This is a genomic window from Halalkalicoccus subterraneus, assembly GCF_003697815.1.
GTDB lineage: Archaea > Halobacteriota > Halobacteria > Halobacteriales > Halalkalicoccaceae > Halalkalicoccus > Halalkalicoccus subterraneus.
Window position 1 is genome coordinate 36,008 of sequence record NZ_RDQG01000034.1, and the last position, 10,945, is coordinate 46,952.

Sequence of the window (10,945 nt, forward strand, 5' to 3'; positions counted from 1 at the left end):
CTCGGATCGCGGGTCGGCTACGTCCCCTCGTCCTCGTCACTCGGGCGGGAGATCTCGAAGTACGGCTGTTCGCCCGACTCCTTGTACTCCTCGCGGTAGATGCGGCGCGCAGTGATGTAGCTCGTGTACATCAGCACGACGAAAAACAGCGTAAAGGGCAGCCCCATCACCGGGGAGAACGACTCCATCGCGCTAAAGGCGGGCAGGTTGAGCGTCATAACCCCCATCAGGGTCAGCAGAGCGCCCCACCACGCCCGGTTTTTGGCGTTGGGATCCTCCTCGCCGAGCGTGATCGCGCTGAGCATATACACGGCGGAATCGAGCGTCGTGAGCACGTAGCCCGCCATGATGAGGACGAGCAGGACGCCGAGCACCGTACTGTAGGGCGTCAGCGTGATCGCGGTCGCGACCGCCGTGGGGATGTCGTTCTGGGCGAACGCCTCGCTTACGGGCCCGATGTAACCCGGCGCGAGCACCCAGCCACCGATAATGCCGTGCTGGAGCCACGTCAAGAGCGTCGGCGCGGCGACCAGCGCCACGAAGGTCTCGCGGATCGTCCGGCCCTTCGAGACGCGGGCAACGAAACTTCCCACGAACAGTCCCCAGGCGGCCCACCACGCCCACCAGAAGCTCGTCCAGCTCTGGGGCCACTGTGCGCCCTCGGTCGGGGCAGTGTACAGCGCGAGCCGCGGGAGGTTGTTGAGCCAGATTCCCGTCGCGTCCAGCGTGATGTTGAGGATGAAGAGTGTCGGGCCGACGACCAGCAGCACGCCCGAGGTGATCAGCATCAGCACGAAGGTGGCGCGTGCGGCGTTGCGGATCCCCTTGTGGAGCCCGAGCCAGACGTCGCCGAGGAAGACGAGTCCGATGAGCGCGAACAAGCCATACGTAACGAGGTTCGTCTCAGCTCCGAAAACGTCGCTCAGGATCGTCGCGAGCTGCTGGGCGGTGAACCCGAGCGTGGTCGCGAGCCCGCCGACGATGGCGATCAGCGCGGTCAAGTCGACCAGCCAGAACAGCCAGCCGTGGTCCTCCCGGTCGAGGACCACCGACATCATCGAGCTGATGCGGTAGTCGTCGCTCCCGCTCGTATACGCCATCAGGCCGAAACCGAGCGCGAAGGGGAGATACCACATCGCCATCCCGGGGAACGACTCGTGGAGGAACATGAAGGCAAGCGAGAGCGACTCGATCGACGCGCCCGGAACCGGCGAGGACGGCGGCGGCTGGGTGACGATCGAGATGGGCTCGCCGACCCCCCAGACGATGATCGAACTCCCGAACCCGACGGTAAAGACCATCGCGATCCACGAGAACGTATCGAACTCCGGTTCGGCGCCCTCGCCCCCGATCCGGATCCGGCCGTACCTGGAGAAGGCCATGAAGAACGTAAAGACCACCAGCGCGACGCCCAGCGCCATGAACCACCAGCCGAAACGGTACATCACCCATTCGAACGCGCTGTTGAGCACGTTCTCCAAGAGAGTGGGGTACAGCAGTCCGACGAGCACGAGCGCCGCGAGTGCGGTGATCGTCCCGAAGAAAAACCCCTTGGTCGCCCGATCGGTTCCTTCGAGTCCGAACGGTGCCCACGGATCCATCTCAGTCGTCCCCGATAGTCATCCGAACTCGATCGGCGGATCCACCCCAGAATCGGCGGCAGGTCCTCGACCACTGCCTGCTCATAGCGACCGCTCCCCGTGAGTTGACGCGTATATGAACCACTGTACTTCATCGTACCGATTCGCCCGTTTGAACGTGTCGGTCTCGGTCGATCGGATCTCATGCCGGGCGTTCGATCGGCTTCCGATCGAGCCCGTCGCTGGTTGCGTCCAAATTCCAGAACGGTCGCGTCGATCCGGTGGACCCCTCTGTTCCATCGGAAACGAGGATCAACGACGCCCCAAGCCAACCTACCCATTCGATAAAAGGCGAAGCTCCCCCTCAGTCACTGACTCCCCAGGGGAAACAACGAGTGGGATTCGCAAAGTACACCTGCGGGCTTACTGCGAGTTTTACCCTCAAATCTGAATGAAAGAACTTCTCATCGACTACTGCTGACTTAGGTTCTCTCGTTATTGAATCTTCTATCCGTTTCAAAGGGGTACTTCTGAAGTTCGGCCTGTTCTGTCGCATCCTCCGTTATACGGTAGGTCACTGAGTAAGTGAATTCCTTCGACTCGGGCAGTTGCGATGCGTCGGTAACCCCGCCTCCGCACTCTAAACGGACGCGGAACCCGTCCGTATCCGTGTTTGAGACGGAGATGTTGGTACAGTCGGCTACCACCCGCTCACCGCTATCGAAACGGTGGTTATTGCTCGCAAGCAGGTCGTTATAGAACAGGCGCTCCTCGTACGTAACAGTATAGTTTACGGCACTCGAGGAATTCAACGGACTCGGTTTCTCGGGACCAGATGGATAGGACTCAATATGCATAGTCTCCCCGTTCGGCGTATCTGGCGGTGGCTGAGACACGATGAATAGGGCGATTCCAACAAGCAGCACCACAGCAAAAATTCCGAGTTGGATTCCAATCGATTTACGCCTGGAGGACATTACATAAAAAAAGAATAGTCAGGAGATATCTGTCTTGTCCCTCTCTGGCTGTTGGCCATTCTGTAGTTCGCCTCTACTGAACAGCCAGTCAGCGAGAAGAGGTTGTGAAAGAAAGGCCGCTGTACCGCGTAATCCAAGCGATTATTTCTGACGTGCCTGTGTTCTACTTGTGGAAACCATCAATCAGTGATCGGTTTCAGGAACCGTGCTACAGACATCGCGCGTCTCGGTCACAACGTACCGATAAAGTCGATGAGAACTTGGTTGAACCGCTTGGGCTCTTCAACCGTGAGACAGTGACCACTATTTTCGAAAAGTTCGAACTGAGTGTTCGGTACGAGTTCTGTGACATACTCGACGGATGCAACGCTCCGCCACGTTTCATCTGCTCCAGCACACACTAACGTTGGTACGTCGATCTTCGGAAGTACATCCCGGTAATCACGCAGGTACAGTAACGCAAAGAGTAACGCCCCTTGGATTGATGCGGGCGATCGTGACCCTTCGTCGAGTATTAGATTGTGGAGTTCCCGCGATGGCGGATCTTTGAGCATTGCCGGCGCTTGCTGGTCAAGCAGTTCGAGAGGAGACGTCTGAATCTGACTGATGGCCTCCTTGAGGTCATCGATGCCATAGCTCCCGTAGTCGTAGTCCTCTCGTTTCACCGGCGAGGGTTCCATGTCGATATCTACGAGCGCCCGAATCCGATCAGTTCCGAACTGATGGACATACTCCCACGTAACGATAGCTCCCATCGACCAGCCGACGAGAACGACGTCGTCGAGTTCGAGTTGTTCGAGGAACGCTTCGATATCCTCAGCATAGTGCTGTAGGGTGTGACCGATATCGGTCTTCTCGGATCGACCATGACCTCGAAAATCGACTCCGATCGTCCGATATTCGCCAGACATTCCTGTTAACTGCGGTTCGAAGTATCGAAGACCCGCTGTGGCTCCATGAAGGAATACGATCGGTTGCCCCTCACCGTGGTCTTCGTAGTAGAGGTCTGCCCCGTTGCACTGGATCACTGGCATAGACCGATCGTAGGTGAGGGTCGGTGAAAATACCGCGCGATCTTTCGCGACGTGTTGAATGTAGTCTCTATATGCAGCACACGACCCGTTATCTAACGGACTACTGAACGCCGATTATCGATACGCATCGACGGAGTAGCGATTTCCAGCAGTAGACTGCCTCGTGAACGAACGCGTCGAATATCTCCTCACTTGCCGTAAGGTTCCGTTTTGAATCAGTGTTCGTGGCTCCTGCGAATCGATACTATCGTTCACCGATTCGGGAACGAAAGAGCAACTACCGGAAGAAACGTTTGCAATCCGAACAGCAGTAAAATCCCTGAACTGCCCGAATCCGGCTACCTGTTCTCCCGCTGTTCGACCTTGTTCAGTTCGATCAGGAGCCGAAAGATCGCCTTCACGAGGTTCGAGTCCACCTCGAACTGCTCGGCGTTCGCGCCGGCGCGATCCATCACGCGCTGTTCTTGACCCTCGTCGGTCGTCGGCAGGTCGCGTTCGTCTTTCACCTCGGCGATGGTGTCGGCGACGTAGGTCCGCCGAGCGATCAGTTCGACGAGATCGCGGTCGATCTCCTCGATCTCCTCGCGTAGTTCGTCCAAGCTCACTCCGTCCGCGCGCCCTCGGTTCGCGTCGTTGTTAGCCATGTGGTTCCGTCCCGTACCTCCCACTGTTCTCGAAGTTCGGCTAAAACCTGTCGTTCGCCGATCGCCACGTAGCTCGGGCCGGTGCCCGACAGCGAGACGCCCCGAACGTCGGGCAGCCCGTCGAGCATCGGTTCAGTCGGGAAGCCGAGCGCGCCACAGAAGGCAAAGCCATTGACCGTCATCGCCCGCCCGTACCGACCCTGGAGGGCGAGATCGCAGACCACGTCGGCGACCGGGGCGACCTTCCGACAGCTCGCGACGTCGGCGTCGGCGCTGAAGGCCTGTTCGGGGGGTGCCCACACGAGAACGTCCCACTCGACGGCCTCGTTCGCGAGCAGTTCGTCCTCGGCGTTATCCGTGACCGTCACGCCGCCGAGCATCGACGACGAGGCGTCGTCGAACGCTCCCGTTACCGTGACCCCGACCTCGCGGGCCCCCCGCACGCCCAGCCGGCAGGCGTCGAGGAGATCGACGTCGACGCCGAGCGCGGCGCAGGTCGCGAGCACCGTCGCGTTGGCGGCGGCGCTCGAACTCTTCAGCCCCGCGGCGAGGGGTACCTCGCTTTCGGTTCGTACCGTACCGCCGAGCGAGCGCTCGCCGCAGTCGCCGTACTCCTCGATCGCGAGTTCGACACAGCGCTCGATCAGCGCCGTGTCAGCCTCGGGTGCGCCGTCGATCTCGCCGCGTACCTCCCGGGAGTCATCGAGCGAGACGGTCGCGGTGGTTTCGAGATCGATCGCGAACGCCGCGCCCCGCTCGTTGGCCAGGGCGTTGAGGATCGTGCCCGCCGCGGGCGCGTGTGCTCGGCCGTCCATACCGGATCCACTCGGAGACCCCATTTATCGGCTTCGAACGCGGCGCTTTTCCGCCGAGGCACGTAGTGACAGGTAATGAGCCAGCGAAGCAACGTCTCGCCATCGACGCTGGGAATCGAACTCGCCGACAGCGGGATCGCAGTCCGGTATACCGACGGCCGTGAGGTGTTCTACCACGGCATCCCCGAGACGGTCTCGGAAACCCTCAGAACGCCACCCGGAAAGGAAGTCCACGTCCTCGTGACCGATCCGACCGAAACCGAGGGCGTGATGCTGTACGTCAACGACCTGAAGACCCATGACGACGTGCTCGAATCGACCGGCGTCGGGCGGGTGATCGTCGAACCCGGCGAGCGCGAGGAGGCCTTCCCGGGCGTCGAGGTCCGCGCGGAAGGCCATCGAATCCTCGTCGATGCCGATCCTCAGGTCGCCCGCGGGCGGGTGTTCGTCTTCGCCGAGGACGACATGAGCGAACACTCCTACGAACTGGTCAACGACACCGAGGAGTGAACGGGCCGACGGCTACTGGATGTATGAGGGGTCCTCGGCGTCGCAGTTGTCCTCGTGCTGGCGGGCGTCGTCTCGCTCGTCGAACATGAGTCCACAGGCCTCGCACTCGTACCACGTCCCGTCGTCGCGCTCGGTCTGTACTACCATAGCACATAGTCCGCTAGGACGAACCAAATGCGTTACGTCGATCCCAACGACGGCGGCGAGCCCGAACGGTAAAGACGGGCCGACTCCCAGATCCCGCCATGAGCGACTCCGACGTGACCCTGACGGTCCGCGGCGCCGAGAAGCGCGACGCGGGTCGCGGGGTCGCCCGTCTGCCCGAGGACGCCCGCCAGGTCCTCTCAGTTCTCAGCGGCGATACCGTCCTCATCGAGGGCGAGCGAACCACCGTTGCGAAGGTCTGGCCAGCCGGCCCGAGCGCTGAAGGCGGCACCGTCCAGGTCGACGCCGATACCCGCGCGAACGCCGGTGTGAGCATCGGCGATACGGTGAGAGTACGAAAACAGACCGTCGAGGACGCCCGGTCGGTGACGATCACGCCGCCCGTCTCGATCTCCGCGGAGGACGCCGAAAGCGTCCAGCGGGCGGTCAAACGCGACCTGCGCGACCGGCCCGTCCGAACCGGCGAGCGCGTGCGGATCGAACGCCTCGGGGTCGGCCCCTTCTCGATCACCGACACGAATCCGGACGGGACGGTCAGAATCACCGGCTCCACCCGAGTGACGGTACCCGCCGACGTCGAGGCCGCAGAAACCGTCGACGGGGCGTCGGACGGCCGGATCAGCTACGAGGACATCGGCGGGTTGGACGACGAACTCGACCTCGTCCGGGAGATGATCGAGCTACCCCTTTCCGAACCCGAACTCTTCCGACAGGTGGGTATCGACGCGCCGAAGGGCGTCCTCCTGTATGGCCCGCCCGGTACCGGCAAGACGCTGATCGCCCGCGCGGTGGCAAACGAGGTCGACGCCAGTTTCCACACCGTCTCCGGCCCGGAGATCATGTCCAAATACAAGGGCGAGAGCGAGGAACAGCTCCGGGAGGTCTTCGAGAAGGCTCGGGAGAACTCGCCGTCGATCGTCTTCTTCGACGAGATCGATTCCGTGGCGGGAAAGCGCGACGACTCGGGCGACGTCGAGAACCGCGTGGTCGCCCAGCTGCTCAGCCTGATGGACGGGCTGGACGCCCGCGGGGACGTGGTCGTCATCGGCGCGACCAATCGGGTGGACTCGCTCGACCCGGCGCTGCGCCGGGGCGGGCGCTTTGATAGGGAAATCGAGATCGGGGTACCCGACGCCGTCGGCCGCCGGGAGATCTTCGAGGTCCACACCAGAGGGATGCCGCTCGCGGAGGACGTCTCGCTGGATCGGCTCGCCGAGCGCACCTATGGCTTCGTCGGCGCGGACATCCACGCGCTGGCGACCGAGGCGGGCATGAACGCCCTTCGGCGCTTTCGCTCCGATGGTGGCGCTCTCGCCGATCTCATCGTCACTCGCGCGGATTTCGATGGAGCGCGGGCCGCGGTCGATCCCTCGGCGATGCGCGAGTTCGTCGCCGAGACCCCACGGACGAGCTTTGCGGACGTCGGCGGGCTGGACGAGGCGAAACAGACGTTACAGGAAGCCATCGAATGGCCGCTCTCGTATACCGAGCTGTTCGAGAAGACCGCAACCGAACCACCATCGGGTGTCCTTCTCTACGGGCCGCCCGGAACCGGAAAGACGCTGCTCGCGCGCGCGATCGCCAGCGAGAGCGGGGTCAACTTCATCCACGTCGCCGGCCCCGAACTGCTCGATCAGTACGTCGGCGAGAGCGAGAAAGCCGTCCGCAAGGTGTTCGAGCGTGCGCGCCAGACCGCCCCGTCGATCGTGTTTTTCGACGAGATCGACGCGCTGGCCGCCGAACGCGGGCAGGGCCACGAGGTGACCGAACGAGTCGTCTCGCAACTGTTGACCGAACTCGACGGGCTGGCGGACAACCCCAACCTCGTGGTGCTCGCCGCAACGAACAGGAAAGACGCGCTCGACCGGGCGTTGATCCGCCCGGGCCGCCTCGAAACGCATATCGAGGTGCCCGCGCCCGACGAGGCCGGCCGGCGAGCGATTCTGGAGATCCATACCCGCGAGAAGCCGCTGGGCGAGGACGTGGATCTCGACGAACTGGCGAGCGAACTCGACGACTTCACCGGCGCGGATCTGGCGGCGCTCTGTCGGGCCGCCTCGATGCGCGCGATCCGGGAGATCGCAACCGAGTACGGCCCCGAGGAGGCGATCGAACGCGCCGACGAGATCCGGATCAGGAAGGAACACTTCGAGGCCGCACGCGAGGGGATCGAGCCCTCCCGTTAGTCGGCCGGCTCCGCACTCTCGTCCGTCTCGTCCGCCTCGACGGTTCCCGCGCTGTCCGTGCTTTCGGGCCACTCCCACTCGTCGTTCGCCCCCGGTTTGCTCGCGATCTTCGTCTCGCCCGCCGTGAGTTTCTCGCCGCGCTCGACCCGCAGGTCGGGATAGCGTATCTCCGGTGGAAGGAGGACGTCGACCCGACTCCCGAAGGCGATGTGGCCGAGGCGGTCGGCGCGTTCGAGTTCGTCGCCCGCCTCGACGTAGGGCGTGATCCGGCGGGCAAAGGCCCCGGCGATCATCGTCACTTCGCTGTCCGGAAACCCGATCCGGACCTTCTCGTTTCTGTCCGACTCCTTCGAGAACGCGGGGCGATAGCCGCCCGACTCGTGCTCGACGTGCTGAACGACGCCGTCGTCGGGCGCGCGCACGACGTGGACGTCGTGGACGTTCATGAAGATGCAGACTCGCAGCTGGTCGCCCTCCGTTCTGATCTCCGAGATCTTGCCGTCGGCGGGCGAGACGATCCCCGTAAAGGGCGGCGTGCGCTCGGGGTCCCGGAAGAAAAACAGCGTCCCGGCGGCACCGATCACGAACAGCCCTCCGAGCATCGGGCTGACGACGAACGCCGGAAAGGCGAGCAACAACAGGGGCACGACGTACCACCACGCTCCCGAGGCGAACTTCATGGCTCGCGATTCAACCCCCTGTCATACGGGTCTTTCGCTTGCGCTAAGTGCTGTCTGAGGCCCTTTTCAGCACAGCATCCGAACCGACCGACGGTCGCCAGCAGATATATATGTATGTTGTATGATGATACTACACCGAGTCTCAGATGGATCAAGAGCATGATATCGTCGAACGAGTCGTCGAAGACGTCCTCAGGGAGACGGCGAAATCGAGCCTCCTCACCGTTGTTTTCGCGTTTTCGTCCGTCTTCGGACTGCTGATCGTCGCGTCCTCGTTCAACAGAGGTGTCCTCCTCATGGCGCTCGGCGTCGTCTTCGGTCTCACCATCGTCGCCTCCAGTCTCAGATATCTCGGGCGGAACGTCTCGGTCCTCGTCGGCTATCGTCCCTGAACGAAGCTACCAGAACGCCTGCGTCCGGGCGTACTCGCGTTCCTTCTCCAAAATATCCCGGTAGAAGTCGTCCTCGCTCTCGCGGTGGTTGTTGATGATGTAGGCGGCGTTACGGGGCCCGACTCCGCGGGCCGCCAAGGCGATCACGGCCTGCTTGCCGTGGCCCTGAACGAGGCTCGCGGCTTTGTACGCCCGTCGGGTGGCCTTCTCCTCCTCGGCGTCCTTCTCGTTTTTCCGGACGGCCTGGACGACCTCTTCGGCCCACGGGTTGAGCGCGGCGACCATCGTCGATCCACACTTCGGACACTCGGGCTTCTCACTCACTCGCTCGACCGTCTGGGTCCGGTCCCACTCCTTACAGTGCAGGCAGGCCAGCAGCACGCGGTCCTCCTTGATCCGCTCCCTCACGGTTTCGATCACGCTCGCGTCGGCGTTCTCCGGCGAGAGTAGTTCCGTACTCGACGAGCGCCCGCCGATTCCCAACGGGGTTCGCTCGCCGACGCGCGAGACGGCGAGGTCGCCCGACTGGATCCGCTCCAGCACGCGAGCCGTTCCGGGCACGTCCAGATCCTCGTGAAAGACTTCCCTGATGGCTTCCTCGTACATCGGGGTGTCCTCCAGGGCACCCAACAGACGATCCATCGAGATCGAGCCCCGCGAGCCCTGCCACGACTTGAGCGCGCCGAACTTCGCGGCGACCTGCGCCAGACGGAACTTCAACGCGTCCGACTTCTTCAGACTCAACTCGATCAGCGCCTCGACGTGCTCGGGATCAGTCTCCTCGAAGACTTCGATCACGTCGCGGGCGGCGATCCGCGAGGGAACGGTCAGCTCGATCCGATACGGGTCGGTTTCGAGCCCTACCGAAGAGCCGGTACGCTGGCCCAACAGGGCCGACAGCAACCGTCCCAAAGTCTCGTTGACCTTGTGGCCGAAACAGGCGTTCACTACTACCGTCCCACCTGAAAACTCGATCAGGAGGCGGTCCTCTGCGGGGATCGGGTGGCCGGCCTCGACGTGGCGCTCGATCGGTTCGAGGGCCTCGCTGGCGGTGTGGCGATCGGTCGGGTATCGGGAGACGAACTCGCGGGCGACCGACTCCCGGGTCGCGCCGCCCTCGAACTGCGGGGCCGCGACCCGCCGGAGTTCGCCGACGTTCTCGGCGACCGCCTGGGGGACCGGGATCTCCTGGCCGACCCACGAGGGGATCTCGCCGGTCGGGTTCTCGACCGGGCTCACCCGAACCTTCTCCTCCTCCTCGTCGATCTCGACGATCCGCCACATCTCGCCCCGTTGGATGAACGTCGCGCCCGGTTCCGCAAAGGTAGTGACGAAGCGCTCGTCGAGGGTGCCGACGCCCCTGCCGCTCGCGACGTCGCGGACTTCGAAGGTCGCCTCGTCGGGGATCATCGAGAGGTTCGCATATACGTACTGCCACGTTCCGCCGGATTTCTCCAGGCTGTCCGCTTCCTCGTCGAGCCAGAGGACTCTGTTACTGCTCAATTCCCGCACTACCTCCCGAAAGGTCTCCTCGGGCAATTCGGCGAAGGGCGCCGCGCGGGTGACGATCCCGTACGCCTCCCGTGCATTGATCTCCCCGTGGCCCATTACTATCCCAGTGACCTGGTTCGCAAGCGTGTCCAGGCTGCCGGTGTGGATCTCCGCGGGTTCGACGTCTCCACGCCGGGCGCGATCCACGATCGCCAGCGCCTCCAGCGCGTCGTCGGGGCTTGTGGCTATTACCGTACCCTGCGAGACTTGATCGCTTCGGTGGCCCGCCCGGCCGACGCGCTGGAGCAGCCGCGAGACTTCACGGGGGCTCGCGTACTGGACGACGTGGTCGACCTGCCCGACGTCGATTCCCAGCTCCATCGAGGAGGTACAGAGGAGGCCGTCGAGATCGCCCGCCTTGAACGCGTCCTCGACCTCGATCCGGGCCTCCTTCGAGAGCGAGCCGTGATG

Annotated in this window: 11 protein-coding genes; 3 read left to right on the top strand and 8 right to left on the bottom strand. The window is 63.1% G+C overall.

What is annotated here, in order from left to right; all coding sequences use genetic code 11:
* Nucleotides 1-17: 17 nt before the first annotated feature.
* From EAO80_RS09180 to EAO80_RS09200, 5 genes are all read right to left on the bottom strand, one after another.
* Nucleotides 18-1,601: a BCCT family transporter gene (locus EAO80_RS09180; protein WP_122089618.1), complete on the bottom strand. Its 1,584-nt coding sequence runs from the start codon at nucleotides 1,599-1,601 to the stop codon at nucleotides 18-20.
* 461 nt (nucleotides 1,602-2,062) lie between these two features.
* Nucleotides 2,063-2,557 (bottom strand): hypothetical protein, encoded by a 495-nt coding sequence (locus tag EAO80_RS09185; protein WP_122089619.1) that lies wholly within the window; start codon nucleotides 2,555-2,557, stop codon nucleotides 2,063-2,065.
* Nucleotides 2,558-2,787: 230 nt separating this feature from the next.
* The gene (locus EAO80_RS09190; protein WP_122089620.1) at nucleotides 2,788-3,591 is read right to left on the bottom strand and encodes an alpha/beta fold hydrolase; all 804 of its coding nucleotides are present in this window, start codon (nucleotides 3,589-3,591) and stop codon (nucleotides 2,788-2,790) included.
* 338 nt (nucleotides 3,592-3,929) lie between these two features.
* Nucleotides 3,930-4,235 (bottom strand): chorismate mutase, encoded by a 306-nt coding sequence (locus EAO80_RS09195; protein ID WP_122089621.1) that lies wholly within the window; start codon nucleotides 4,233-4,235, stop codon nucleotides 3,930-3,932.
* Complete coding sequence (locus EAO80_RS09200) at nucleotides 4,193-5,050, bottom strand: shikimate kinase (protein WP_122089622.1); 858 nt, start codon at nucleotides 5,048-5,050, stop codon at nucleotides 4,193-4,195. Before EAO80_RS09200 ends, EAO80_RS09195 begins: the two co-directional genes overlap by 43 nt.
* 75 nt (nucleotides 5,051-5,125) lie before the next feature.
* On the opposite strand from EAO80_RS09200, the gene EAO80_RS09205 reads away from it, so the two are divergent.
* On the top strand, nucleotides 5,126-5,560 hold the full coding sequence (locus EAO80_RS09205; protein WP_122089623.1) for a DUF5796 family protein: 435 nt from the start codon (nucleotides 5,126-5,128) through the stop codon (nucleotides 5,558-5,560).
* Nucleotides 5,561-5,572: 12 nt separating this feature from the next.
* Here the strand turns inward: EAO80_RS09205 and EAO80_RS20620 are convergent, their stop codons facing one another.
* Nucleotides 5,573-5,707 (bottom strand): DUF7128 family protein, encoded by a 135-nt coding sequence (locus EAO80_RS20620; RefSeq protein ID WP_281273029.1) that lies wholly within the window; start codon nucleotides 5,705-5,707, stop codon nucleotides 5,573-5,575.
* A 98-nt stretch (nucleotides 5,708-5,805) separates the two neighbouring features.
* Here EAO80_RS20620 and EAO80_RS09210 point away from each other — a divergent pair, with 98 nt between their 5' ends.
* The gene (locus EAO80_RS09210; protein WP_122089624.1) at nucleotides 5,806-7,911 is read left to right on the top strand and encodes a CDC48 family AAA ATPase; all 2,106 of its coding nucleotides are present in this window, start codon (nucleotides 5,806-5,808) and stop codon (nucleotides 7,909-7,911) included.
* On the opposite strand, the gene EAO80_RS09215 is transcribed toward EAO80_RS09210, so the two are convergent.
* Nucleotides 7,908-8,591, bottom strand: coding sequence for a protein sorting system archaetidylserine decarboxylase (locus EAO80_RS09215; protein ID WP_122089625.1), 684 nt, complete (start codon nucleotides 8,589-8,591; stop codon nucleotides 7,908-7,910). The genes EAO80_RS09210 and EAO80_RS09215 overlap by 4 nt on opposite strands.
* A 146-nt stretch (nucleotides 8,592-8,737) precedes the next feature.
* On the opposite strand from EAO80_RS09215, the gene EAO80_RS09220 reads away from it, so the two are divergent.
* Nucleotides 8,738-8,983: a hypothetical protein gene (locus EAO80_RS09220; protein WP_122089626.1), complete on the top strand. Its 246-nt coding sequence runs from the start codon at nucleotides 8,738-8,740 to the stop codon at nucleotides 8,981-8,983.
* A gap of 6 nt (nucleotides 8,984-8,989) precedes the next feature.
* Here EAO80_RS09220 and EAO80_RS09225 read toward each other — a convergent pair.
* A partial coding sequence (locus tag EAO80_RS09225; RefSeq protein WP_162993943.1) for a helicase-related protein occupies nucleotides 8,990-10,945 on the bottom strand: 1,956 nt, incomplete at its 5' end.